At 47.1% G+C, this 23,289-nt stretch carries 42 protein-coding genes and 1 other RNA gene; 7 read left to right on the forward strand and 36 right to left on the reverse strand.

What is annotated here, in order from left to right:
- The first annotated feature begins 115 nt into the window (after positions 1–115).
- From queF to ssrA, 3 genes are all read left to right on the forward strand, one after another.
- A complete protein-coding gene (queF, locus tag F8H35_RS03210; RefSeq protein WP_472572133.1) occupies positions 116–607 on the forward strand; it encodes a preQ(1) synthase in 492 nt (163 codons plus the stop codon).
- Complete coding sequence (locus tag F8H35_RS03215) at positions 600–1,472, forward strand: MTAP family purine nucleoside phosphorylase (protein WP_472572134.1); 873 nt, start codon at positions 600–602, stop codon at positions 1,470–1,472. Before queF ends, F8H35_RS03215 begins: the two co-directional genes overlap by 8 nt.
- Before the next feature lie 68 nt (positions 1,473–1,540).
- Positions 1,541–1,893, forward strand: a transfer-messenger RNA (tmRNA) gene (gene ssrA, locus F8H35_RS03220).
- Positions 1,894–1,899: 6 nt separating this feature from the next.
- Here ssrA and F8H35_RS03225 read toward each other — a convergent pair.
- Positions 1,900–2,178 carry a hypothetical protein gene (locus F8H35_RS03225; protein ID WP_472572135.1) on the reverse strand — a complete coding sequence of 93 codons (279 nt, stop codon included), beginning with the start codon at positions 2,176–2,178 and terminating at the stop codon, positions 1,900–1,902.
- A gap of 199 nt (positions 2,179–2,377) precedes the next feature.
- Here F8H35_RS03225 and F8H35_RS03230 point away from each other — a divergent pair, with 199 nt between their 5' ends.
- Positions 2,378–3,319: a bile acid:sodium symporter family protein gene (locus tag F8H35_RS03230; RefSeq protein ID WP_472572136.1), complete on the forward strand. Its 942-nt coding sequence runs from the start codon at positions 2,378–2,380 to the stop codon at positions 3,317–3,319.
- Between the two features lie 4 nt (positions 3,320–3,323).
- On the opposite strand, the gene F8H35_RS03235 is transcribed toward F8H35_RS03230, so the two are convergent.
- Genes F8H35_RS03235 through speB form a run of 3 tightly spaced genes read right to left on the reverse strand, consistent with a single transcriptional unit; the run spans position 3,324 to position 6,051 of the window.
- On the reverse strand, positions 3,324–4,379 hold the full coding sequence (locus tag F8H35_RS03235; RefSeq protein ID WP_472572137.1) for a bis-aminopropyl spermidine synthase family protein: 1,056 nt from the start codon (positions 4,377–4,379) through the stop codon (positions 3,324–3,326).
- Positions 4,380–4,381: 2 nt separating this feature from the next.
- Positions 4,382–5,245, reverse strand: a complete 864-nt coding sequence (speE, locus tag F8H35_RS03240; RefSeq protein WP_472572138.1) for a polyamine aminopropyltransferase — start codon at positions 5,243–5,245, stop codon at positions 4,382–4,384.
- A 2-nt stretch (positions 5,246–5,247) separates the two neighbouring features.
- A complete protein-coding gene (speB, locus tag F8H35_RS03245) occupies positions 5,248–6,051 on the reverse strand; it encodes an agmatinase (protein ID WP_472572139.1) in 804 nt (267 codons plus the stop codon).
- Between the two features lie 46 nt (positions 6,052–6,097).
- Here speB and F8H35_RS03250 point away from each other — a divergent pair, with 46 nt between their 5' ends.
- From F8H35_RS03250 to F8H35_RS03260, 3 genes are read left to right on the forward strand one after another with little or no spacing between them, the layout of a single operon-like run.
- Complete coding sequence (locus F8H35_RS03250) at positions 6,098–6,748, forward strand: septum site-determining protein MinC (protein WP_472572140.1); 651 nt, start codon at positions 6,098–6,100, stop codon at positions 6,746–6,748.
- Positions 6,748–7,545 carry a septum site-determining protein MinD gene (minD, locus tag F8H35_RS03255; protein ID WP_472572141.1) on the forward strand — a complete coding sequence of 266 codons (798 nt, stop codon included), beginning with the start codon at positions 6,748–6,750 and terminating at the stop codon, positions 7,543–7,545. Before F8H35_RS03250 ends, minD begins: the two co-directional genes overlap by 1 nt.
- Positions 7,545–7,802, forward strand: coding sequence for a cell division topological specificity factor MinE (locus tag F8H35_RS03260; protein WP_472572142.1), 258 nt, complete (start codon positions 7,545–7,547; stop codon positions 7,800–7,802). Before minD ends, F8H35_RS03260 begins: the two co-directional genes overlap by 1 nt.
- Before the next feature lie 57 nt (positions 7,803–7,859).
- Here the strand turns inward: F8H35_RS03260 and rplQ are convergent, their stop codons facing one another.
- From rplQ to F8H35_RS03420, 32 genes are all read right to left on the reverse strand, one after another.
- Entirely contained in the window at positions 7,860–8,252 is a 393-nt protein-coding gene (gene rplQ, locus F8H35_RS03265; protein ID WP_472572143.1) for a 50S ribosomal protein L17, read from the reverse strand.
- Entirely contained in the window at positions 8,249–9,199 is a 951-nt protein-coding gene (locus tag F8H35_RS03270; RefSeq protein WP_472572144.1) for a DNA-directed RNA polymerase subunit alpha, read from the reverse strand. Before F8H35_RS03270 ends, rplQ begins: the two co-directional genes overlap by 4 nt.
- Before the next feature lie 26 nt (positions 9,200–9,225).
- Entirely contained in the window at positions 9,226–9,852 is a 627-nt protein-coding gene (gene rpsD / locus F8H35_RS03275; protein WP_472572145.1) for a 30S ribosomal protein S4, read from the reverse strand.
- A gap of 12 nt (positions 9,853–9,864) precedes the next feature.
- The gene (gene rpsK / locus F8H35_RS03280; protein ID WP_472572146.1) at positions 9,865–10,254 is read right to left on the reverse strand and encodes a 30S ribosomal protein S11; all 390 of its coding nucleotides are present in this window, start codon (positions 10,252–10,254) and stop codon (positions 9,865–9,867) included.
- Positions 10,255–10,270: 16 nt separating this feature from the next.
- Positions 10,271–10,651 (reverse strand): 30S ribosomal protein S13, encoded by a 381-nt coding sequence (rpsM, locus tag F8H35_RS03285; protein ID WP_472569060.1) that lies wholly within the window; start codon positions 10,649–10,651, stop codon positions 10,271–10,273.
- Between the two features lie 11 nt (positions 10,652–10,662).
- The gene (rpmJ, locus tag F8H35_RS03290; RefSeq protein WP_013637834.1) at positions 10,663–10,779 is read right to left on the reverse strand and encodes a 50S ribosomal protein L36; all 117 of its coding nucleotides are present in this window, start codon (positions 10,777–10,779) and stop codon (positions 10,663–10,665) included.
- A gap of 56 nt (positions 10,780–10,835) precedes the next feature.
- Positions 10,836–11,054 (reverse strand): translation initiation factor IF-1, encoded by a 219-nt coding sequence (gene infA, locus F8H35_RS03295; RefSeq protein ID WP_013637833.1) that lies wholly within the window; start codon positions 11,052–11,054, stop codon positions 10,836–10,838.
- Positions 11,055–11,081: 27 nt separating this feature from the next.
- Positions 11,082–11,852, reverse strand: a complete 771-nt coding sequence (map, locus tag F8H35_RS03300; RefSeq protein ID WP_472572147.1) for a type I methionyl aminopeptidase — start codon at positions 11,850–11,852, stop codon at positions 11,082–11,084.
- A 3-nt stretch (positions 11,853–11,855) separates the two neighbouring features.
- Positions 11,856–12,419 (reverse strand): adenylate kinase, encoded by a 564-nt coding sequence (locus F8H35_RS03305; protein ID WP_472572148.1) that lies wholly within the window; start codon positions 12,417–12,419, stop codon positions 11,856–11,858.
- Positions 12,416–13,744: a preprotein translocase subunit SecY gene (gene secY, locus F8H35_RS03310; RefSeq protein WP_472572149.1), complete on the reverse strand. Its 1,329-nt coding sequence runs from the start codon at positions 13,742–13,744 to the stop codon at positions 12,416–12,418. The genes F8H35_RS03305 and secY overlap by 4 nt, the downstream gene beginning before the upstream one ends.
- A 10-nt stretch (positions 13,745–13,754) precedes the next feature.
- Positions 13,755–14,213 carry a 50S ribosomal protein L15 gene (rplO, locus tag F8H35_RS03315; protein WP_472572150.1) on the reverse strand — a complete coding sequence of 153 codons (459 nt, stop codon included), beginning with the start codon at positions 14,211–14,213 and terminating at the stop codon, positions 13,755–13,757.
- 1 nt (position 14,214) lies between these two features.
- Complete coding sequence (gene rpmD / locus F8H35_RS03320) at positions 14,215–14,400, reverse strand: 50S ribosomal protein L30 (protein WP_456341712.1); 186 nt, start codon at positions 14,398–14,400, stop codon at positions 14,215–14,217.
- A gap of 2 nt (positions 14,401–14,402) precedes the next feature.
- Positions 14,403–14,960, reverse strand: coding sequence for a 30S ribosomal protein S5 (gene rpsE, locus F8H35_RS03325; protein ID WP_472572151.1), 558 nt, complete (start codon positions 14,958–14,960; stop codon positions 14,403–14,405).
- An 11-nt stretch (positions 14,961–14,971) separates the two neighbouring features.
- Positions 14,972–15,337: a 50S ribosomal protein L18 gene (gene rplR, locus F8H35_RS03330; RefSeq protein WP_472572152.1), complete on the reverse strand. Its 366-nt coding sequence runs from the start codon at positions 15,335–15,337 to the stop codon at positions 14,972–14,974.
- Positions 15,338–15,355: 18 nt separating this feature from the next.
- Positions 15,356–15,898: a 50S ribosomal protein L6 gene (gene rplF, locus F8H35_RS03335; protein WP_472569053.1), complete on the reverse strand. Its 543-nt coding sequence runs from the start codon at positions 15,896–15,898 to the stop codon at positions 15,356–15,358.
- Between the two features lie 21 nt (positions 15,899–15,919).
- Positions 15,920–16,342, reverse strand: coding sequence for a 30S ribosomal protein S8 (gene rpsH, locus F8H35_RS03340; protein WP_472569052.1), 423 nt, complete (start codon positions 16,340–16,342; stop codon positions 15,920–15,922).
- Positions 16,343–16,368: 26 nt separating this feature from the next.
- The gene (locus F8H35_RS03345; protein WP_464903775.1) at positions 16,369–16,554 is read right to left on the reverse strand and encodes a type Z 30S ribosomal protein S14; all 186 of its coding nucleotides are present in this window, start codon (positions 16,552–16,554) and stop codon (positions 16,369–16,371) included.
- A gap of 13 nt (positions 16,555–16,567) precedes the next feature.
- Positions 16,568–17,125: a 50S ribosomal protein L5 gene (gene rplE / locus F8H35_RS03350; protein WP_472569051.1), complete on the reverse strand. Its 558-nt coding sequence runs from the start codon at positions 17,123–17,125 to the stop codon at positions 16,568–16,570.
- Positions 17,126–17,146: 21 nt separating this feature from the next.
- Positions 17,147–17,500 (reverse strand): 50S ribosomal protein L24, encoded by a 354-nt coding sequence (gene rplX / locus F8H35_RS03355; protein ID WP_472572153.1) that lies wholly within the window; start codon positions 17,498–17,500, stop codon positions 17,147–17,149.
- 12 nt (positions 17,501–17,512) lie between these two features.
- Positions 17,513–17,881, reverse strand: a complete 369-nt coding sequence (rplN, locus tag F8H35_RS03360; protein ID WP_142935714.1) for a 50S ribosomal protein L14 — start codon at positions 17,879–17,881, stop codon at positions 17,513–17,515.
- Between the two features lie 22 nt (positions 17,882–17,903).
- The gene (gene rpsQ, locus F8H35_RS03365) at positions 17,904–18,209 is read right to left on the reverse strand and encodes a 30S ribosomal protein S17 (RefSeq protein WP_472569049.1); all 306 of its coding nucleotides are present in this window, start codon (positions 18,207–18,209) and stop codon (positions 17,904–17,906) included.
- An 11-nt stretch (positions 18,210–18,220) separates the two neighbouring features.
- The gene (gene rpmC, locus F8H35_RS03370) at positions 18,221–18,421 is read right to left on the reverse strand and encodes a 50S ribosomal protein L29 (RefSeq protein WP_472572154.1); all 201 of its coding nucleotides are present in this window, start codon (positions 18,419–18,421) and stop codon (positions 18,221–18,223) included.
- A 3-nt stretch (positions 18,422–18,424) separates the two neighbouring features.
- Entirely contained in the window at positions 18,425–18,853 is a 429-nt protein-coding gene (gene rplP / locus F8H35_RS03375; RefSeq protein ID WP_464903781.1) for a 50S ribosomal protein L16, read from the reverse strand.
- A gap of 2 nt (positions 18,854–18,855) precedes the next feature.
- A complete protein-coding gene (gene rpsC, locus F8H35_RS03380; RefSeq protein ID WP_472569047.1) occupies positions 18,856–19,554 on the reverse strand; it encodes a 30S ribosomal protein S3 in 699 nt (232 codons plus the stop codon).
- A 15-nt stretch (positions 19,555–19,569) separates the two neighbouring features.
- On the reverse strand, positions 19,570–19,968 hold the full coding sequence (gene rplV, locus F8H35_RS03385; protein WP_472572155.1) for a 50S ribosomal protein L22: 399 nt from the start codon (positions 19,966–19,968) through the stop codon (positions 19,570–19,572).
- A gap of 13 nt (positions 19,969–19,981) precedes the next feature.
- Entirely contained in the window at positions 19,982–20,260 is a 279-nt protein-coding gene (gene rpsS, locus F8H35_RS03390) for a 30S ribosomal protein S19 (RefSeq protein ID WP_013537020.1), read from the reverse strand.
- A gap of 9 nt (positions 20,261–20,269) precedes the next feature.
- A complete protein-coding gene (gene rplB, locus F8H35_RS03395) occupies positions 20,270–21,097 on the reverse strand; it encodes a 50S ribosomal protein L2 (protein WP_472572156.1) in 828 nt (275 codons plus the stop codon).
- Between the two features lie 16 nt (positions 21,098–21,113).
- Entirely contained in the window at positions 21,114–21,437 is a 324-nt protein-coding gene (rplW, locus tag F8H35_RS03400) for a 50S ribosomal protein L23 (protein WP_472569044.1), read from the reverse strand.
- Positions 21,434–22,060, reverse strand: coding sequence for a 50S ribosomal protein L4 (rplD, locus tag F8H35_RS03405; RefSeq protein ID WP_472572157.1), 627 nt, complete (start codon positions 22,058–22,060; stop codon positions 21,434–21,436). Before rplD ends, rplW begins: the two co-directional genes overlap by 4 nt.
- Before the next feature lie 10 nt (positions 22,061–22,070).
- Complete coding sequence (gene rplC, locus F8H35_RS03410; protein WP_472572158.1) at positions 22,071–22,694, reverse strand: 50S ribosomal protein L3; 624 nt, start codon at positions 22,692–22,694, stop codon at positions 22,071–22,073.
- 15 nt (positions 22,695–22,709) lie between these two features.
- Positions 22,710–23,021 (reverse strand): 30S ribosomal protein S10, encoded by a 312-nt coding sequence (gene rpsJ, locus F8H35_RS03415; RefSeq protein WP_013537015.1) that lies wholly within the window; start codon positions 23,019–23,021, stop codon positions 22,710–22,712.
- A 17-nt stretch (positions 23,022–23,038) separates the two neighbouring features.
- On the reverse strand, positions 23,039–23,289 hold a 251-nt coding region (locus F8H35_RS03420; protein WP_472572159.1), incomplete at its 5' end, for an EF-Tu C-terminal domain-related protein.

Consider the following 23,289-nt stretch of genomic DNA (forward strand, 5'->3'; position numbering starts at 1 on the left):
CCTTTATGGAGAAAGGGGCAGCACCTCAGCTGCCCCCTCTTTCCAAACTTTGAATCATGATTCATCAAACAACCAGACCGATAGTAAAATTCCTAAAACTCTTAGGGAGTGCCCTTTGGAGAGAAAAGATTTTGGAACAGTCTCAAAGCTTGGAAAGAAAACGGAATACACGTTTGAATACAGCCCTGATGTTCTGGAAAAGTTCCCCAATAAGTTCCCTGACAGAATCTACTGGGTATCCTTCAACTGCCCAGAGTTCACAACCCTGTGCCCCATAACAGGCCAGCCAGACTTTGCAACAATCTACATCCAGTACATCCCCGACAGGTGGCTGGTTGAGAGTAAATCATTAAAGCTCTATCTCTTCTCTTTCAGGAATGCCAGAGGTTTCCACGAAGATACTGTTAACCAGATAGCAGATGACCTCTTCAAACTCCTTGAGCCTTACTACATAGAGGTTTACGGGGAGTTCAACCCGAGGGGTGGCATATCAATAGATCCCTTTGTCCAGAGGTTTCAGGAAATTGACTGGGTAGAAGAACTTGCAAGAGAGAGGTTTAAACTCCACAGGATAACTCCTCCAGAAATCAGGAGAAACCGTGGCTAAAGTTCTGATAATCGGGGGAAGCGGAGCTTATACGTTAGAGAAGGAGAGGTTTGGAAAAGTTCTACAGGTTAAAAGGCTTGATACCCCCTACGGCCTCTCAAATCCCATCTACAGAATTAAGCACCCAAACGGCTTTGAATACCTTTTCCTCTCTCGCCACGGTGAAAAGGACTACGATACAACTGCTCCGTTTGTAAACTACAGAGCAAACATCTACTCAGCAAAGGAGCTAAAAGCAGAAATCATCGTCTCCTGGACGGGGCCGGGATCACTGAGAGAGGAGTTTAAGCCGGGGGATTTTGTCGTTCCAGACGACGTTTTAGACTTTACAAAGCAGAGGAAAGGAACGTTCTTTGAGAACGGCGGCCTTGGGTTTGTCAGGCAGAGCCCCCTCTTCTGCCCCGGCGTCAGAAAAGCCCTCTTAGATTCGTTAAGTGAGTTAAGGGTAAGCTACCACGACGGCGGAGTTTACGCCTGTACAGAGGGGCCAAGGCTTGAGACGAGAGCCGAAATCAGGATGCTTAAAAAGTTAGGAGCAGACCTGGTTGGAATGACCTTAGCTCCAGAGGTGTTTCTGGCAAGGGAGCTTGAGATCTGTTATGGAGCTCTCTGCTACGTCACAAACTACGCCGAGGGTATAAAGGAGAGTGTTTTTAAAGAGGGAATCCTTTTTGAGGGAATGCTGAGGGAAGAGGAGAAAAAGAAAGTTGACAGGGCAGTTTCTCTTTTTCCAGAAATCGTTTTAAGGGTTTCTGAAAAGCTGAACAGGTACAAGAGGAACTGCCCCTGTCCGAAACTGATGGAAAGGTATAGGAGAAAGGGGAAAATAGGGGAAAACTGGAAAGAGTGGCTTTTTGAACTTTGATTTCCAATATTTTCAGCCCTTGCACAAATTTTGTGCCCGTCTATATTTATTAAACGACAGATGAATACGGGGGTGACCGGTTTCGACGGGGATGCAGAGGTTCAGGTAGCGGCAGGCCGAGGAGCCAACCTCGTTAAAAAGGCACCCAAGATAGTTGCCAACGAAGAACTTGCTCTCGCTGCCTAATTAGCGCAGCGACGTCCCCCGGAGCTCCGCCCGTCGGCTCCGGGTAGGGCGACAGAGAGGCGGGCTGGGGAGCTCCCCTCGCCCTCGGGGGAGCTCCCGAGAAGTTAGAGGGCTGGCTCCGGGGCGCCTGCCTGTGGGCTAACCCCGGAGCGAGACGGCAAAACACAGGCTAAGCCTGTAGAAGCTACCTGGGCCGCATCTCCGGACGCGGGTTCGAATCCCGCCACCTCCACCAATAAAATTACCATTTGAACCAGACAATTACAGTTCCATTTCTCAGTTTCTCAATACTTACAACTTTTGCCCTCTTATTTGCCCTTTTAACAAACTCTTCCCAGGAAACCTCTTTACCATCAACAATACAACCTTCTTTTCCTGGATTTCTGCAGGTTAAATACCAGACGTGTTGACACCCTTTACAGGGCGTCCAGACGGGAAATCCACTCTGTGGAACTCCAGGTTCTGAAGGTGAACCTGAAGAGGGTAAAGAGATCTGTGGAACCTCCCCATTTACTGTCATTTCAGCAGGTATAGAATTATGAATCATTATTCCGAAAGAGAACAAAAGGGGAACAAGATATCGGAACTTCACCATCCCATCTCCTCACAGCTAACCTAAAATTTTCAGGGGAGTAAAAGTTTAACTGAAACTAACGTTTAATACAACAGTATCAACAAACATCCGGAGTAGAATAGCAGAAACAAATTGAGGAGGAAAGTTGATAGCTAACTTTCTCTGGTTGTGGGTTTTAATAATTACCCCTCTGGCAATAAAGTTTCCCGGAGCATTCCTCCCGCTCAAGCCGATTATTAAGCCCCTCCTCGGCTCCGTAATCCTCTCAATGGGTTTAACGCTAAAGTTTGAGGATTTCAAGGCAGTTCTTAAAAAACCCAGGATTGTTCTTATAGGTCTATTGACCCAGTATTCGGTAATGCCACTTCTTGGCTGGTTAGTTGCACTGTGGCTTTACAGGGAGCTCCCCAAAGTTTTCATAGCCGGACAGGTCTTAACAGGTTCCTGTCCTACAGGGGTTGTTTCAAACGTCTACAACTTCCTGGCGGGAGCAAACCTTGCCCTTTCCTTAGCCCTTTCAGGAATAAATACCTTAATCTCGCCGGTTTTTACCCCAATCCTTACGAAGGTGTTTGCCGGAAAGGTCGTTAAAGTGGATGCGTTCAAGCTGTTCTTAGATATGGTTCAGATAACCCTAATTCCTGTTGTTCTAGGAGTCTGGATAAACAGCAGGTTTGGTGAAAGGGTTAAAAGGATAAAACCCTACCTCCCAGCTTACTCAACCGTTGCCGTTGTTTTAATTGTCGGTTTTGTTGTTTCAGCCGGAAGGGGAAAGATTCTCTCCTTGCCGTTTAAAACCTTTGAGCTTTTACTCCTGGGTTCTCTTCTTCACCTTCTTTTTGGATTCTGGTTAGGATACGTTATTCCAAGGTTTTTGGGAGTTCCAAAGATTGAGAGGATAACAATTTCAATTGAAACGGCAATGCAGAACTCAGGCCTTGCAACTGTTCTGGCGGTTTCTCACTGGGGAGCTCTCTCTGCACTCCCGGCAGTTTTCTACAGCGTTGTTCAGAATTTAATTGGTCCCTTTGTTGTTAAGCTCTTTAACTATATGATTGAAAGGGCGGGCAAGAAGCCCGCCGGATGAGGTTTTAGGTTGTGGAGCTCTCCGCGTCGTTGTAGATATCACCAACGATAGGTTCGTTGAAGCCTTTAAACCCTCTAACTGTTTCAACCCTGAACTGGGTTGACCTGTACCAGATATCCTTTGGGGGCTCCTTAACGGGAGTGAGCTGCCATCCCCTCATCTCCTCGTAGTAGTCCCAGTTAACGTACTCGTTAAAGTTGTGGAGAAGGTCTGTGATGACAAGACCCATGTTTATGAGAACTTCCTGAATTCTCCTCCACTTGTCAACTGAAGATTCCCTGCGGGTAACTCCGAAATAACCGGCACACCTTGGACCTTTGAGCGTTGCAACTCCCCTTCCCACAAAGGCCTTTATTGCCTCAACTGTTTCAGGTGGATCTGTAAAGAAGGTATCGTAGGCTCCAACAACGTCTTCAGGAAGTGGCTGGCGGAGGTCGTGAACCCTGGCATCTATGTTCAGGTTGTATTCATCAGAAACTTCCTTAATAAAGTTCACAAGCCTTTCGTCAATCTCAAGGATTGTCACCTTTGCAGGAAGGCCAGAGAGGGCAAGGGCAATGCTCATAAGGTCGTCGTCTCCAAGAACTACTACTTTTTTACCCCTCAGGTCTCCCCTGTCGTCGGCAAGGGCAACTCGTGCAAAGGTGTTTTCCGGTGTAACGTAACCCTGGTCGTACTGGTGAATTGCAGGAGGTCTGTTCTCCTGAATCTTTAAGAACTTCTCAAAGGCAGGCTTTAAAGACTCATCAATAACAACGCTCCTTCCTTTACAGGTAGGGCACCTGTGGGAAACAAAGGGCTCAATCCCAAGTTTCCTTGCAAGCTCAGCCCCAGCCTCTGTAAGGAGTATCTGGTTCCCCTCAAAGGCAACAAGGTCGTGCTTGTTCAAAAGCTTGAGGATTTCGGCAACTAAAGGAAGGGGCTCGTCTGAGAGGTCAACGATCTTCCAGAAGTTTGGCGAGGACATCACAGCGGCGATAACCTTTTCAACACTCCTTGGGTAGGCGGGAACCTGAGTGTTTGCTTCAGCTTCCCTTGCAATCTGTTCAAGTATTTCCATTTCTACTCCTCCCTGTATACAAAGTTTGGTATTGCAAAGGCTCCGTAGTGGACTTCCGGGTTGTAGTACTTGAGCTCTCCACTTCTTTCAACAAACTCCCTGTAGAGCTTTCCAAGGGACGATGGAGCAGCTCCTAAAGGGTCTAACCTGTTTGAGGCAACTGTAAAGCTCCACATACCGGAAGGGTAAGTTGGGATAAAGGCGAGGTATGGACGGACAATTTTGAAGACCTTGGAGAGCTCCCTCACCACTCTAACATGAACCCTCCTCTGAGCAAAGGGAGATTCAGACTGTGTAACAAAGATTCCATCGGGCTTCAGCGCTTTTGCTGCATCCCTGTAGAAATCTTCTTCGTAGAGAACCTTTGATGGGCCGATAGGGTCTGAACAGTCAACGATTATCAGGTCGTAAACTCCCTCCTTATCTTTTACAAACTCCCTGCCGTCTCCAAATATCAGGTTAACTCTCTCATCTTTAAGACCACAGGAGATTGAGGGTAGGTGCTCCTTTGCAAACTGAACAACATCTCTGTCTATCTCAACCATATCAATCTGTTTTGGTTCGTGCTTCAGAACTTCTCTTACGGTTCCTCCATCTCCACCACCAATAATCAGAACCCTCTCTATTTGACGGATGAAGGTAAAGGCTGCGGGGTGGACTATCATTTCGTGGTAGATAAACTCGTCCCTCTCTGAAGTCTGAATGGCACCATCCAGAACCAGCATCTTTCCCCAATCTTCGGTTTCAAGGAGAAGGAGCTCCTGATATGGCGTTCTCTTCCTTACGGCAGACTTCACCTTAACGGTTAAGCCGGTTCCCGAGAGCTCCATCCCCTCACCGGAGTAGTGTTCAGTAAACCAGAGCATTCCTACCCCCAGAACTTTATTAAAAGCTCCCTGACAATTTTAGCTGCAAGCATCTGGGTAATCCCGCTGGGGTCGTAAGGGGGAGAAACTTCAACTACGTCAAACCCCACAACGTTGACGGCTGGTAATTTATAGATGAAGTCAAAGAATTCAACCGGAGATGCTCCGGGAGGCTCCGGAGTTCCAGTTCCGGGAGCAAAGGCAGGGTCAAAGAAGTCTATGTCAATAGAAAAGTAAACGGGAGCACTTACACGGGACAGTAGAAAGAGGAGTTCTGAAAGAGAATCAACAACCGTTATGTTGGGATTTTGACGGCGGAGCTCCGCCTCCTCTTTAGTTGCACTCCTTATACCTACCTGAACAATTGAAACTCCCAAATCCAGAACCCTCTTCATAACGCAGGCGTGAGAGTAAGGAGTTCCTGAGTAGCTCTCCCTCAGGTCTGCATGGGCGTCAAAGTGGACAACCATTAACTCTCTAAACCTCTCTGAAAGGGCCTTTACAACCGGATAGGTAACAGAGTGCTCTCCACCAAGGAGAACGGGAATCTCAAGCTCTCTAACAAAAGAGTAAACGGAACTAACCATCTTTTCAGGCTCTACGGGAACTTCAAGGTTTCCGACATCGGAAAAGTCCACATCTTTTAAAGACTTCCCTAAAGCAAGGCTGAACTCTTCCAAATTCTCAGAGAAAAACCTAATACCGTCTGGGCCAAACCTTGCACCGGGTCTGAAACAGGTTGTTGAGTCGTAGGGAACGCCGAAGAGAGAAATCTTTCCCGACTTCCTTGAAGATAAAAACTTCATTGTCTCCTCCAATCCTGTTAGAATTTACAACTTAGAGAGGTGTAAAATGGATTTTAAGCTAAGGGGAACCAACGTAATAGCAATAGAACTTTTGACAGACAGCTCAAACTTTGACTTAGAGAAGATAAAGCAGTTTATAGCAGAAAAGAAACAGCTGCTGAAAGGCTCCCGATTTATCCTTTCAGTTGAAGACAGAACATTAATGGCAGACGAAGTTGAGGAGCTCCTTAAATTTTTTAAAACAGTTAACGAACTGACATTCTGCGGCTTTAAGACAAACGTTAAAGAGAACAGGGAGCTCTGTATAAAACTGGGAGTTCCCTGCGACCTCTCAAATATGGAAATTGAAAAGATAAAAGAGAGAGCAGACAACGAAGAAATAAAGTTTATTAAGAAAACTTTGAGATCAGGAGATAAAATAACATCAACAGGAGATGTAATAATTATGGGGGATGTTAACCCAGGAGCGGAAGTAGAAGCCGGGGGAAACGTCTACGTTATGGGCAACCTTATGGGGTTTGTAAGAGCAGGAATAGGGAAAAAAGAGTGTGAAGTACGAGCACTATACTTTCAAGCTCCAATATTAGAGGTCTGCGGGAAACAGGTTCCTTTTGAAAGGAATGAGTCCTATGTTAATTTTAAAATTAAAGTGAAAGATGGGAAAATAAAGGTAGAACACAAAACGGGGAGAAATTAATGGCAGACAAAGTAATCTGTATCACCTCTGGAAAGGGAGGAGTTGGAAAGAGCACGGTAACAGCGAACGTTGCCACAGCTCTGGCAATGAAGGGCTACAAAGTTGTGGCAATAGATGCAGATATCGGCCTGAGAAACCTTGACCTTGTTTTAGGACTTGAAAACAGAATCGTATACGACATTGTCCACGTTGTTGAAGGAGTTGTTCCACCGGAAAAGGCTCTGGTAAAGGACAAGAAAACTAAAAACCTCTACCTCTTGCCAGCAGCTCAAACGAAGGACAAGAGTGCAGTAAAACCGGAAGACCTGGTGAAGATAGTTGAGGAGCTCCGTGATAAGTTTGACTTTATCTTCATAGATTCACCGGCAGGAATAGAGGAAGGGTTTAAAACCGCGGTAACGCCTGCCGACACAATTATTGTCGTTGCAAACCCTGAAATGGCGTCTATAAGGGATGCAGACAGAGTAGTAGGTCTCTGTGAAGCTATGCAGAAACCGGAACCGAAATTGGTAATAAACCGACTTGACCCGAAAAAAGTCGCAAGAGGAGACATGTTAGACGTAGAAGATGTCCTTCAGGTACTAAGCCTTGATCTGTTAGGTGTTGTTCCCGAAGATAAGAACATGGTCTCTTACATAAACAGAGGTGAACCAGCAGTTCTTTTTGAAGACTCCATCGCCGGAAAAGAGCTCAGAAACATTGCAGAGAGACTCTTAGGAAAGGAGATCCCCATACCCAAGTGGACATACTCTGAAGGCTTCTTGGAAAAACTTAAAAGACTCTTCGGGAGTGAATGATGGGATTTATGGATAAACTGAGGGATGCCTTTGGCAGACCCCCTGCAAAGGAGGTAGCAAAGAAGAGGCTTCAGCTGATACTGAAGTACGACAGGGCAGGTTTACCGCCAAACGCAGTTGAAGCAGTTAAAGAAGCCATACTCAAAGCCCTTGAAGAGTTTCCTTTTATAGACACCAGTGGGGTTAACATCCATATCACGGAAAGTGAAAATACAAAGGGTAAGATAGAAATTGAAGTACCTGTCAGAAACAACTAACCCTCATAAATGAAAAAGCCCCCAAACGGGGGCTTCTGTTTCCTTTTCAGCCACAACTTATTCAGCCTTCTCTTCAGATTCCTTTTCCTCTAAAGGTTCAACAAGCATAACTATAGCAGTTGGAGCAGCATCTCCCTTCCTGAAATCGTAGTGGAGAAGCCTTGTATAACCGCCGTTTCTATTTTTGTACTTAGGAGCTATCTCGTTAACAACTTTATAAGCAACTTCCTTCCTCGTCACAACGGTAAGAACGTCTCTAATAGCTTTAACCTTATCTTCCTGCTTAGCTTTTGTTATGAGCCTGTCGGCCATACGGCGGAGCTCCTTAGCCCTCGCAACTGTTGTAACCACTTTGCCGTGCTCCATAAGGTCTGTAACTAAGTTCCTGAGCATTAAAAGCCTGTGCTCTGTAGGCCTTCCCAACTTCTTCTTCTTTACTCTATGTCTCATTCCTCCTTACCTCCAAGCTCAAGTCCAAGAGAAGTAAGAAACTTCTCAATTTCAGCAAGGGACTTCTTACCAAGCCCTTTAAGACTTTCAAGCTCTTTTCTGTTGAGCTTTACAAGCTCCCCAACCGTCTCAATACCGTGCTCCTTAAGAACTTTAAGAGCTCTACCCGTTAAGCCCGCTTCTTCAAGGGTCTGGGAAAGAATCTCTGAAGACTCCGATTTCTCCTTTACCTCTTCAACGGCAAAGAGGGCTTCTACTAACTTATCCCTGACAAGTGAGAAGTGATCTATCAGTATGTTAGCAGCTCTTACAAGAGCATCTTTAGGTGAAATACTTCCATCTGTCCAGATTTCAAAGGTGAGCTTGTTGTAGTCGGTTCTCCTTCCTACCCTCGTATCCTCAACTTTGTAGGTAACCTTCTTTATAGGAGAGAAATCTGCGTCAAGGGGAATCCAACCGAGGGTCGTAATTTCAAAGATCTCCTGAATGTCCTCAGAAAGAACAAACCCCTTACCTCTGTCTATCCTGAGGTGTATTTCAATTTCGGAGTTCTCGTTATCAAGAGTTGCTATCTCCTGGTCGGGGGTGAGGAGCTCCACCTGAGATGGAAGTTCAAAATCCTTCGCATAAACCTTACCAGGACCTTTCTTTTTCAGCTCAATAAAAACAGGACCATCTCCGTGGAGAACAAACCTCAGCTTCTTTATGTTAAGGACGATCTCCGTAACGTCCTCAACAACACCTGGAAGTGTGGTAAACTCGTGGTAAGCCCCTTCAAACTTAACAGCCGTTGGGGCTGCCCCCTCTATTGAGGAAAGGAGAACACGCCTTAAAGCGTTACCAACAGTAATACCGTAACCCTTCTCTAAAGGCTCAACAACAAAACGGCCGTAGGTATCGGTATGCTCCTCCCACTTAAACTTATCGGGAGTTATAAACTCAACCATTATCTTCCTCCGAAAAGCGTTAGCTATTACTTAGAGTAGAGCTCTACTATCAGGTGTTCCTCAATAGGAATTTCAATCTCTTCACGTGTAGGCTCTGCCTTCACAACTCCCTTAAAGTTCTCAGCATCAAGCTCTAACCAGGAAGGAATCCCTCTCCTCTGGGCAAGCTCAATTCCCTCTTTAATCTGTGGAATATCCCTGCTCTTCTCCTTAACCTCAATAACGTCTCCAGGCTTAACCAGGTAAGAAGGCCTGTCAACCTTCTTTCCGTTTACAAGGATGTGGCCGTGGACAACAAGCTGTCTTGCGTGTCTGTGGGACTTACCAAACCCAAGCCTGTAGACAACGTTGTCAAGCCTGCTCTCAAGGAGCTTAAGGAGGTTTTCACCTGTCTGCCCCCTCATACGCTCGGCCATTTCGTAAAAGCGCCTAAACTGACGCTCCCTTACACCATAGTAGAACTTAACTTTCTGCTTCTCCATAAGCTGGCGGCCGTAGTAGGAAATCTTCCTTCGGGAACGGCCGTGCTGACCGGGAGCGTAAGGTCTTCTATCAAGAACGGATTTCCCTTTCTGAGACTTCTCCTCTCCAACGTATATGTTAACGCCGAGTCTTCTTGCAATGCGCCACTTTGGTCCTGTATACCTACCCATCTACTACCTCCGTTAAACCCTTCTTCTCTTTGGTGGTCTGCAGCCGTCGTGGGGAATTGGAGTAACATCGCGGATAACTTTAACGTTAAGCCCTGCTGCAGCTATAGCTTTAATGGCGGTTTCCCTTCCGCCACCGTTTCCCTTGATCCTTATCTCAACATCCTTAACTCCAAACTCCTTCATAGCCCTCTGGGCAGCCTTAGTAGCTGCAAGTTGAGCGGCATATGGAGTGCTTTTCCTCGTTCCTTTAAAACCAACAGTTCCACCACTCTCCCAGCAAAGAGTATTTCCTTCCTTATCGGTAAAAGTAACAATGGTGTTGTTAAAAGAAGTTTGAATGTGAGCTATAGCAAAACCAACAGTCCTTTTCTGTTTCTTCTTGCTCTTTTTGGCCTTAGCCATCAATTACCTCCTTCAATTACTTCTTAGGCGCCTTCTTCTTACCGGCAACAGTCTTTCTGGGGCCTTTACGGGTTCTCGCATTCGTCCTTGTCCTCTGACCCCTAACGGGAAGGCCAAGTCTGTGGCGAACCCCTCTGTAACACCCAATCTCTATGAGACGCTTAATGTTCATTGCGATTTCTTTCCTGAGGTCACCTTCAACCTTATACTCGTTCTCAATAATCTTCCTTATCTTTGCAATTTCCTCTTCCGTAAGATCCTTAACTCTCTTCTCAGGGTCAACGCCGGCCTTTTCGCAGATCTTGAATCCGCTCTTAATCCCTATGCCGTAGATGTAGGCAAGGGAGTAGGGAACCTTTTTGTTGTCTGGAATGTCAACTCCAGCTATCCTCGCCACAGCTTTCCTCCTTACTTACCTTGTCTCTGTTTGTGCTTCGGGTTTTCACAGATAACCCTTACAACGCCTTTGCGTTTGATGATCTTACACTTTGGACAGATCTTCTTAACAGACGGTCTTACCTTCATCCCAAACCTCTCCTTTAGTGTTTCGTGCCGTTAGCCGCGGTATACGAAGGGACGGTTTATCCTTTTCTGTAGATAATTCTTCCCCTTGTTAAGTCGTAGGGGCTCAGCTCAACGACCACACGGTCGCCTGGCAGAATTCTGATAAAGTGAACCCTCATCTTTCCTGAAGCGTGGGCAAGAACCTGGTGCCCGTTGTCAAGCTCAACCTTAAAGTAGGCATTGGGTAAAGCCTCTACTACCTTACCCTCTACCTGAATTCCTTTCTCCTTAGCCATTACTTCTCCTAATTAAAAACGTTAGCGCTAAATTGCGGACATAATTATAGTCCCGTTCTCCGTAAGGGCAATATCGTGCTCAAAGTGGGCTGAGAGTTTACCGTCTTTTGTCACAACTGTCCACCTATCCCTCTTCACCTTAACTCTGCCGGTTCCTTCGTTTACCATAGGCTCAATGGCAAAAGTCATCCCCGGCTCAAGGGTTATGTCGGGGTAACCCTTGTAGACGTAGTTGGTTATCTGGGGTTCCTCGTGGAGTGAGCGGCCAATTCCGTGACCCGCATACCCCCTCGTGACGTTAAAACCGTGGGACTCAACGAACTTCTGTATAGCCCTTGAGATATCTATCAGCTTACCCCCAACCTTAGCAGCTTCAATACCTTTATAGAGGGCTTCCCTTGTAACGTCTATGAGCTTCTGAGCGTTCTCACTTATTTTCCCAACGGGGACTGTAACTGCAACATCCCCTATCCAGCCGTCAACTACAGCTCCAAAATCAAGGGAGACAATGTCTCCCTCTTTAAAGACTTTTCTCTTTGTAGGAAGCCCGTGAACTACCTCCTCGTTAACAGAGACGCAGATGGCTCCCGGAAAACCACCGTAACCTAAAAAAGCGGGCTTTACGCCGTAATCCTTACAGTAGCTCCTTGCAAGCTTATCTATATCTAAAGCCGTAATCCCCGGTGCAACCTGTTCAGCAACCTTAAGGAGAATCTCCATCGTTGTTGCAGCGGCAGTCCTCAGCTTTGCAATTTCTTCAGGAGTTTTGAGGATTATCCCGTGTTTCGTCTTTTTCAAGGCCTAACCTTCCAAACCTAAGAGGTCTTCTATCTTCTTCGTTATTTCGTCTATATCGCCAACACCGTAAACTTCTGCAAGGAGACACTTCTCAGAGTAGTAATCAATTAAAGGAGCTGTCTGCTCCCTGTAGACTTTAAGTCTATTTCTGATAACCTCTTCTGTATCGTCTGCCCTTCCCCTTGAAAGAAGCCTCTTTACTATCTCTTCATCATCTACGTTGAGGTAGATAACCCTGTCTAAGGGCATTGAGAGTTCTTCAAGCATCTTGTCTAAGGCCTCAGCCTGTGCAAGTGTTCTGGGGAAGCCGTCTAAGATGAATCCCCTCTCTTTAACATCAGGTTGGGAGAGTCTTTCCCTTATGATTCCAATTATTACGTCGTCTGGAACCAGCTCTCCCTTATCCATGTAAGACTTTGCAAGCTTTCCGAGTTCCGTTCCATCTTTAACAGCAGCCCTTAAGATATCACCGGTAGATATATGGGGAACGTTATATTTTTCTGCAATTCTCTGTGCCTGAGTTCCCTTACCTGCACCGGGAGGACCTAAGAAGACAACTCTTATCATTTTGAACCTCCAAGGCTGAACCTTCTCTGTTTTCTGCGGAAGAAGTTTTCATAGGAGAGAGTTAGAGCAAAGGCCTCCATTCTACGGAGTGTATCAAGTGCAACACCGACAACGATCAGGATTGCCGTTCCGCCGAAGTAGAAGGGAAGGTGCATTCTCTGAACGATTATGAGTGGGATAATTGCGACAAGGGTAAGGAAGATAGCTCCTGCAAAGGTGAGCCTTGAGACTATTCTGTCCAAATACTTTGCAGTATCTGTTCCAGCCCTCACGCCGGGAATGAAACCGCCGGCCTTGTTGAGGTTTTCAGCTATCTCTTCAGGGTTGAAGATGATTGCAGTGTAGAAGTAGGTAAAGAAGAAGATGAGAGCTCCATAAACAACCATGTAGAGAGTTGTTCCTGGCCTTAAAGCGTCGTAAATGGCCTGGGCTATCGGGTGGTGAATGAAGCGGACAACCGTTGCAGGGAACATGAGAACGGAAGCTGCAAAGATAATGGGCATAACTCCTGCAGGGTTGAGCTTTACAGGTAGGTAGCTCGTGTATTTCCCTACAGCCTGCCTTCCAACCGTTCTCCTTGCATACTGGAGCGGAACCCTTCTCTCCGCCTCCTGTATGTAGACAATAGCCGCAATCATTGCAACGATAATTGCTACAACGCCTATAGCTTTAAAGAGGGACATATCTCCGTTCTTAAGCATCGTAATCATGGTTATAACGGCGTTTGGAATACGTGAAACGATACCTGCAAAGATGAGGAGTGAAATTCCGTTACCTATTCCTTTCTCTGTTATCTTCTCGCCAAGCCACATGAGGAAAGTTGAACCAGCAGTTAGGGTTGTAACTGTAACGAACATGAAGGTAAAACCGGGATTGGGAACAACGGGAACCCCTGAAGGGCTGGTTAAACTTTGAAGACCTATGGATATACCTAAAGCCTGAATAAAGGCGAGAAGAACTGCTCCGTAGCGGGTGTACTGGGCAATCTTCTTCCGACCGTACTCCCCTTCTTCTTTTGCAAGTTTCTCTATGGAAGGAATGGCAACGGTTAAAAGCTGCATGATGATTGCCGAGCTGATGTAGGGCATTACGCCAAGGGCAAAGACTGTGAGTTTCCTGAGAGCTCCACCGGAAAAGACGTCCATCATTCCAAATACCGTTCCCTGAGCCCTCTGGAAGAACTCAATTAAAGCCTGAACGTTTATGCCGGGAACGGGAATGTGGGCCCCCAGCCGGAAAACGGCCAGGATGGCCAGCGTAAAGAGAAACCTCCTGCGGAGCTCCGGAACTTCCGTAACGTTAGCAACTATCTTTGCTAAGTTCATTTAATTCTCCTTAAGCTATCTCCTCCCAGGAACCTCCTGCAGCCTCAATCTTCTCCTTTGCAGAGGCTGAGAACTTGTGGGCCTTAACAACGAACTTCTTTGTAAGCTCGCCGTCTCCCAGGATTTTAATCGGGAGCTTCCTCTTAACTAGGCCTGTTTCCCTGAGGAGCTCCGGTGTAATCTCAGTTCCCTCCTCAAAGGCCTCGTTGAGGTCTCCAACGTTGATTACTGCGTATTCCTTCTTAAAGGGAGCGTTTGAGAATCCCCTCTTTGGGAACCTCATGTAGAGGGGAGTCTGACCACCTTCAAATCCGGGCCTTGTTCCTCCCTTCCATCCGGAACGGGCTGTCTGTCCCTTCTGTCCCCTACCGGACGTCTTTCCGTGGCCGGAGCCGTGGCCTCTTCCTACGCGCTTTTTCTCCCTGACTGCTCCAGGGTTTGGCTTTAAGTTATGAAGCTCAAGTCCCATTTTACTCCTCCACAGGTTCTACTTTTACGAGTTCTTTAACCTTCTCAATCATTCCCTCAATTGCAGGGTTGAGCTCTTTAACAGTTGTGGCGCCCCTCTTGTGGAGGCCAAGGGCAGCCAGAGTTGCCTTCTTCCTCTTGCTCTTTCCAGCAAGCCCTCTAACGAGGGTTATCTTAACCTTTGCCATCACTACCTCCTGACGATTTCACCCTCTTTTGTGATTCTCCTTCCCGGGAGCTTCCAGCGTTTGCGGAGCTCCTCAACGGGAACACCGCGGAGCTTTGCAAACTCCTCTGGAGTCTTAAGCTGCTCAAGTCCTTTAAGAACTGCCCTTACAACCGTGTGAGGGTTTGTAGAACCGATGACTTTTGTAAGGATGTCTGTAACACCCGCAGACTCAAGAACTGCACGGACAGGAGCAGATGCGATAACTCCGGTACCGGGAGCAGCCGGCCTCATTATAACCTTTGAACCGCCGAACTTCGCCTCAACCTCAAAAGGAATGGTTCCGTCAACAACGGGAACCTTAATAAGGTTTTTTTTCGCATCTTCAGTTGCTTTCCTTATGGCGTCTGGAACCTCAGCAGCTTTACCTCTACCAAATCCAACAACTCCTTTGCCGTCTCCAACCACGACAAAAGCTGTAAAGCTGAACTTCCTACCACCTGTAACGACTTTTGCGTTCCTGTTAATATGAACAAGCCTCTCTTTCAGCTCAAGCCCTTCAGGTCTAACTCTCTTAGCCATCAACTACCTCCCTAAAATTCAAGTCCGCCTTCTCTGGCACCTTCGGCCAGAGCCTTTATACGGCCGTGGTAGATAAAACCGCCACGGTCAAAAACAACCTTCTTAATCCCCTTCTCAAGGGCACGCTGAGCAATGAGTTTACCCACTTCTCTTGCCTCTTCTGTCTTTGTGAGCTCAGGGAGCTTATCACGGAGCTCCTTATCAAGCGTTGAAGCGGCAACCAGCGTAACTCCCTTTGTATCGTCAATAATCTGAGCGTAGATGTGCTTGAGGCTCTTGTAAACTGCAAGCCTTGGCCTTTCAGGAGTTCCAAATATTTTCTTCCTGACCCTTCTATGCTTCTTAGCAATCCTTTCACGCCTTGTAAGCTTTGCCATTTTCTCTCCCCTCTAAGGTTACTTCTTAGCAGATTTACCGGCTTTGAGGATGATCTTCTCGCCCCTATACCTGATACCTTTACCCTTGTATGGCTCAGGCGGCCTGAAGGAGCGAATCTCAGCAGCAACCTGACCAACCTTCTGCTTATCAATTCCGCGAACGTAGATGTTGTTGTCCCTGTCAACCTCTATCTGAATACCTTCAGGAATCTTGTAGAGAACAGGGTGGGAGAAACCTAAGTGGAGCTCTAAAGTGTCTCCCTTAACAAATGCCCTGTAACCGAGACCTTTCACCTCAAGGACTTTCTCAAATCCTTTTGAGACGCCGATAACCATGTTGTTGATGAGAGCTCTCGTTGTTCCGTGGAGAGCTCTCATCTGCTTCTCATCGTTGGGCCTCTCAACTATAACCTTGTTGTCCTCAACCTTAATGGTGAGCTTTGGGTTGAATGTAAACTCTAACTGCCCCTTCGGGCCTTTAACTATAACGTGGTTCCCGGGCTTTACCTCTACAGTTACGCCCTGTGGTATCTCAACCGGAAGCCTTCCTATCCTTGACATCTCCACACTCCTTTAGTGGTTTTACCAGACGTAGCAGAGAACCTCTCCGCCAACTCCGAGTTTCCTGGCCTTGTAGCCTGGGATAATCCCCTTGTTTGTAGAGAGGATAGCCACTCCAAGACCGGCCTTCACAAGGGGAATCTCGTCTTTACCAACGTAAATACGCCTACCGGGCTTAGAAACCCTCTTAATCTCATTGATGACCCTCTCCTTGTTGGGGCCGTACTTCATGTGAATCCTGATGATTTTCTTCTTATTCTCAGGGTTTTTAGCCCTCTTAAAGGGCTCCTCAACTATCTCGTAATCCTTAATGAAGCCTTCTTCCTTAAGTATTTTCGCAATAGCCTCGTTTACCTTGGAGTAGGGAGCATCAACAGTTTCGTGGTAAACAAGGTTAGCGTTCCTTATACGGGTAAGGAAATCTGCAACGCTGTCCATCATCATGGCTCTTTTACCTCTCCTACAAGTTTTTACCAGCTTGCCTTTCTAACGCCGGGGATTTTACCCTGAAGGGCAAGTGTCCTGAAACAGAGCCTGCACATTCCAAAGGCCCTTATGTATCCCCTTGGGCGTCCACACAGGGGACACCTGTTGTACTTTCTCACCTTATACTTTGGCTCTTTCTGAGCCTTAACTATCAGTGCTTTCCTTGCCATCTACTCCTCCTGATTACTTCCTGAATGGGAATCCCAAAGCTTCAAGGAGGGCTTTAGCCTCCTCGTCGGTTTCAGCAGTTGTGACGATAGTAATGTTCATTCCCCTGATTTTGTCAACCTTATCGTAGTCAATCTCGGGGAAAACGGTCTGCTCTTCAAGGCCGAAGTTGTAGTTACCCCTTCCGTCAAAGGACTTAGGAGAGAGACCTTTAAAGTCCCTAACCCTTGGAAGGGCCATAGAGATGAGCCTGTCTAAGAAGTCCCACATCCTGTCCCTTCTCAGAGTAACCTTAGCTCCGATGGGCATTCCCTTACGGAGTTTAAACCCGGCCTCAGACCTCTTTGCCCTCCTAACGGAAGGCTTCTGACCGGTAATGAGGGCAAGGTCGTTCATAGCATTCTCAAGCTCTTTAATGTTCTGAACGGCCTCACCGACACCCATGTTAACAACAATCTTTTCAATTTTCGGAACTTCCATAATGTTCTTGTAGCCAAACTTCTTCATAAGTGCAGGAACAACCTCTTCCTGATACTTCTTCTTAAGTCTTGGAACGTATTTCTCTTCAGCCATCACTCCTCCTTGGTCAGCGGATTACCGACCCGCCTTCTGGGGTTTGCTTATCTCGTCAATGATCTCACCGGAACGCTTGGCATAGCGAACTTTTTTACCGTCAACGAACTTAATTCCAACCCTTGTGGGCTTTCCAGTTTTCGGGTCAACTAACATAACGTTGCTGATGTGGATGGGGGCTTCCTTCTCAATAATTCCCCCTTCGGGATACTTCTGGCTGGGGCGAAGGTGTTTCTTAACGAGCCTTACGCCCTCAACGATCACTCTCTCCTCTTCAGGAAGGACTTTAAGAACTTTTCCCACTTTTCCCTTATCCTTCCCGGCTATAACAACAACCTTATCACCAGCCTTTATCTTAAACTTCTTCTTAGCCATTAGATTCCTCCCTTATATAACTTCCGGAGCAAGGGTTGTGACTTTCGTAAACCCTTTCTGCCTTGCCTCACGGGCAACCGGTCCAAGGATACGGGTTCCAAGTGGTTCACCCTGCTTGTTGAGGAGAACAACTGCGTTGTCGTCAAACTTTATGTAGGTCCCGTCGGGGCGGCGAACCTCCTTTTTAGTCCTAACAACAACAGCCCTGTAAACTTCCCCTTTCTTGGCGGTTGCGTTTGGAGCGGCATCCTTAACTGTAACTACTATTTGGTCACCAAGGGATGCGTACTTCCTGTTTGAACCACCAAGAACCCTTATGCACTGAACTCTTTTTGCTCCAGTGTTATCTGCAACGTTGAGGTACGTTTGAACCTGAATCATCCCTACACTCCTTTAAAAGGATTTACTCCTGTGCGGTTTCCGGTGTTTCCTCGGAAACCTCTCCAAGTTTCTTAGCCTTCTCAATAATTTCAACCACCCTCCACCTCTTGTGGCGGGAGAGGGGTCTTGTCTCCATAATCTTTACAACGTCTCCAACCTGACACTGGTTGTTTTCATCGTGTGCCATATACTTTTTAGAAAGCTTAACCCTCTTACCGTAAACGGGATGGCGGAACTCCCTTGTAACGCGGACAACAACGGTTTTGTCCATCTTGTCGCTTACAACTACGCCAACCCTTACCTTTCTCCTGTTAACCCTTTCTGCCATTGTCTCCTCCGTTAAGCCTTAACGCCACGCTCTCTTAGGATTGTAAGGATGCGGGCAATCTGACGTCTCGTTTTCCTGATGTCCATAGGGTTTTCAAGCTGACCAAAGGCGTTTTTAAAACGAAGTTTAAGGAGTTTCTCCTTGAGCTCCCTGACCATTTTAAGGAGCTCCTCGTTAGACTTCTTCCTGAGTTCCTCTGTGTATTTCTTCATCTCTTACTCCTCACCAGCTGGAGTTTCTTCCCTCTTAACGATTCTGCACTTCATAGGGAGTTTATGGATGGCAAGCCTGAGGGCCTCCATTGCAACGTCTTCCGGAACACCGGCGATTTCAAACATTATGCGGCCGGGAAGAACTTTTGCCACCCAGGTCTCAACGTTACCCTTACCTTTACCCATACGGGTTTCAAGGGGCTTTTTGGTGTAAGGTTTGTCGGGGAAAATCCTTATCCAGACCTTACCGCCCCTCTTCATAGTCCTCGTCATTGCAACCCTTGCAGCCTCAATCTGGTTTGTAGTAACGTAATGAGGCTCAAGGGCTTGAATGCCGTAATCACCAAAGGCAAGCCTGTTTCCCCTGTAGGACTTACCCTTTAATCTTCCTCTCTGCTGCTTCCTGTATTTGGTTCTCCTTGGCATTAACATGGTTACTCACCTCTCGCCATCTCTTGTTTTACTTCTTTCTCAATCTTCTTGAGGAGCTCCTCAGTCTCGTCCTTGTAAACGTCTCCCTTGTAGATCCAGACCTTAACACCGATAACACCGTATTTGGTCTTGGCAATAGCAGTGCCATAATCTATGTCGGCACGGATGGTCTGCAACGGAACACGACCTTCCCTATACCACTCCTTCCTCGCCATGTCGGCACCGCCGAGCCTTCCGGCACACTGAACCTTAATACCTTTAGCCCCAGCTTTCATAGCATCGGCAATAACCCTCTTCATGGCACGCCTGAACGCCACACGGCGCTCTAGCTGTGATGCAACGTTCTCAGCAACAAGCTGAGCGTTGAGCTGGGGATACTTAACTTCCTCAATGTTGATGTAAACGCTCTTCCCTGTAAGGTCTTCAAGGAAGCGCCTGAGGGCTTTAACTTCAGCTCCCTTCCTTGCAATGAGGAGACCAGGTCTTGCAGCCCAGATCCTGATGTTGATCTTGTCAAGAGTTCTTTCAATATCAATCCTGGCAATACCGGCGTGGTAATACTTCTGCTTTATGAGGTTGCGAATTTTAAGATCTTCGTGGAGCGTGTCAACAAACTTCTTCTTCTCCTTAACAACCCACTTAGACTCCCAGTCCTTCGTGATTCCCAGTCTAAATCCTATTGGGTGAACTTTCTGTCCCAAGGTTTACCTCCGAAATTACTTTTTCTCCTCAGGTTTACCCACCACAACGGTTATGTGGCAGGTTCTCCTGCGCCTGATGTTGGCCCTTCCCATAGCCCTGGGCCTAACCCTCTTCATTGTAGGGCCTTCATCAACGTAAGCCCTTTTAACGATAAGCTCTTCAGGATCTAAGCCCTTCTGCTCAGCGTTTGCAATCGCGCTCTTTAAAACCTTCTCAACCATACGGGCAGCCTTTTTGGGGCTGTTCTGGAGAATTGCAAGGGCATTGTCAACGTGCTTCCCCCTGATGAGGTCAACAACCAATCTCACTTTAGAGGCAGACATTCTGGCCCTTCTCCATATAGCCCTTGCCTCAGTAGGGGTTTCAAAACCCCTTTCACCTGCTTGGTAGTATTCTCTCTGTTCAACAGCCATTTTCTACCTCTCCTTACTTCTTCTTGGCTACTTTTTGACCTGCATGACCGCGGAAAGTTCTTGTGAGGGAGAACTCTCCAAGCCTGTGGCCAACCATCTGCTCAGTTACGTAAACGGGAATGAACTTCTGGCCGTTGTAAACGGCAAAGGTGTGGCCTATAAACTCAGGAACAATTGTACAGGCCCTATCCCAGACCTTAATAACTTTCTTCTCTCCCGTTTCGTTCATCTTACGGACTTTCTTGAGTATCTTGGGGTTAACGTAGGGCCCCTTCTTCAGTGAACGTCCCATTTAAACCTCCTACTTCTGGTTGCGGCGTTTAATGATAAACCTGTCTGAGTACTTCTTGGAACGCCTTGTCTTGTATCCTTTGGTTGGCTGACCCCAAGGAGTAACAGGGTGCTTACCAAACGTTCTACCCTCACCACCACCGTGGGGGTGGTCAACGGGGTTCATAGCAGTTCCGCGAACGGTTGGCCTTATACCCAACCACCTTGAACGGCCTGCCTTACCGATAACGATGTTTTCGTGGTCAAGGTTTCCTACCTGACCGATTGTTGCCATGCAGTCAAGGTGGACAAGGCGGAGCTCCCCAGATGGAAGCCTCAGCTGAGCGTAATCTCCAACCTTACCCATAAGCTGGGCAAATGAGCCTGCAGCCCTCGCAAGCTGACCGCCCTTACCGGGCTTGAGCTCAACGTTGTGGACGATAGTACCAACAGGAATGTTCCTGAGAGGAAGTGCGTTTCCAACCTTTATTTCAGCATCGGGTCCTGCAACAACTGTGTCTCCAACTTTCAACCCTTCAGGCCAGAGGATGTACCTCTTCTCACCGTCAGCGTAGACGAGGAGCGCTATACGGGCAGACCTGTTCGGGTCATACTCAATAGCTGCAACTCTGGCAGGAACCCCTATCTTGTCGCGCCTGAAGTCAATTATCCTGTAGCGGCGCTTGTGTCCGCCCCCTTTGTGGCGGCAGGTAATCCTACCCTGGTTGTTCCTACCTGTTCCCCTAACAAAACCAACTGTAAGGGACTTTTCAGGCTCAGTCTTTGTAATCTCAGCAAAGTCTGAAACGGTCATAAAACGCCTTGACGGCGTGTATGGCTTAAACCTCTTGATTCCCATTTTCTAACCCCTTCACTTAGAGTTTCTCAAGGTCAATCTCATAGCCGGGCTTGAGGGTAACAATAGCCTTCTTCCAGTCCTTCTTTTTACCCCTTAAGAACCTGATTCCTTTCCTCTTGCCCTTAACTATCATAGTGTTGACCTTTTCAACCTTTACGCCAAAAATCTTCTCAACGGCTTCCTTTATCTCGGGCTTTGTGGCATCCATAGCCACTTCAAAAGTCACTTTTGTAATCTTCTTAGGCTCCTTCGTTTTGGAGCTCTTTACCTCAAGGTTTGCAAGCCTTACGCTCTTCTCGGTAACGATAGGGCGCAGGATTATATCATAGGGAGTTCTCATGATAACCTCTCCTCTAACTTGGGTAGAGTTGACTTAAAGAAGACACACTTGTTGTAGCAGAGAACGTCGTAAACGTTGAGCCCCTCTATTGGAAGAACCTTAACGTTTGGAAGGTTCCTGAAAGAGAGGTAAGTGTTTTCGTCAAGATCTGATGGAACAACTAAGAGAACTTTCTCGTTCTCAAGTCCAAGGTTCTTCAGGAACTCAACTGCCTGCTTTGTCTTGGGCTTCTCAAAGGAGAAGTCCTCAACAACGATAAAGTTACCCTTTTGAATCCTTCCGGAAATAACGCTTTTGAGGGCAACCTTTCTTACCTTTTTAGGAAGGTTGTAGGAGTAGTCCCTCGGCTTTGGACCGTGGACTACGCCGCCGCCGACCCACTGGGGAGCTCTGATAGAACCCTGACGGGCTCTACCTGTGTGTTTCTGAGGCCAGGGCTTTCTTCCACCGCCCCTTACTTCACCGCGGGTTTTGGTTGAGTGGGTTCCACGCCTGCGCTTTGCAAGCTGCCACTTAACAGTTTCCCAAACGGCGTGCTGCTTTATTGGAGCCTTTGCTATCTCTTCCTTAATCTCTACAGTTCCAACTTCCTGATTTTGAGGGTTAACTACCTTAATCTCCATCTTTCACCCCTTACTTTCCTTTGACTATTACGAGTCCACCTTTGTGTCCGGGAACAGCACCCTTTACAAGAAGAAGGTTCTTCTCAGGGATAACGTCAACGATTTCAAGGTTCTTAACGGTAACCGTCTCGTTACCGTAGTGTCCTGCCATCCTCTTACCCTTGTGAACCCTTCCCGGGTCTGCACAGGCACCGATAGAACCTGGTCCCTCGTGGAAGTCTGAACCGTGGGACCTCCTACCGCCTCCGAAACCGTGGCGTTTATGGTAGCCTGCGAATCCCCTTCCTTTAGACTTCCCTGTGATATCTACTTTTTCACCAGGCTTGAAGATCTCTACGGTTATTTTGTCTCCAACTGCATACTGATCAACGTTGTCAAACCTAACTTCTTTGAGCCACCTTGTGGGCTTTATACCTGCTTTCTTAAAGTGGCCAAGGAGAGGTTTAGGAAACTTGCTCTCGTGCTTTGTCTTTTCTATAAAACCAAGCTGAAGGGCAGAGTAGCCGTCACGCTCTGGAGTCTTTTTCTGGACGACTGTGCAAGGACCTGCCTCTATAACAGTAACGGCTATTGCCTTTCCATCCTCTGTAAAAATCTGAGTCATTCCAACCTTTCTTCCCAGTATGCCTTTCATCGTTTCACCTCTTTATTAGTCAAGCTTTATCTCTACATCAACACCGGCGGGAAGCTTCAGGTCCATTAAAGCTTCCACGGTTTGAGGTTTTGGGTTCTTTATGTCAAGAAGTCTTCTGTGCTTCCTTATCTCAAACTGCTCCTGTGAGTACTTGTACTTGTGTGGAGACCTGATAACGCTCCACCAGGAACGCTTTGTAGGAAGCGGTATGGGACCGGCGACAATTGCGCCAGTCCTCTTAACTGTGTCAATAATCTCCTGAACAGATCTATCAAGAAGCCTGTGGTCGTAGGCCGTTAACTTTATTCTGATGCGGTCCTGAGCCATAACTACCCCTCTCTAAGTTAGTCAAGAATTTCAGTAACAACGCCAGCTCCAACTGTCCTTCCACCTTCACGGATAGCAAACCTGAGTCCTTCCTCTATAGCTACAGGTTTGAGTAGCTCAACTTCAAACGTTACGTTGTCTCCAGGCATTACCATCTCTACGCCTTCTGGCAGCTTTACCTTCCCTGTTACGTCCGTCGTCCTGAAGTAGAACTGGGGCTGGTAGCCGTTGAAGAACGGTGTGTGCCTTCCACCTTCTTCTTTGGAGA

It is taken from the genome of Thermovibrio sp. (assembly GCA_015488335.1).
Taxonomy (GTDB): Bacteria; Aquificota; Aquificia; order Desulfurobacteriales; family Desulfurobacteriaceae; genus Balnearium.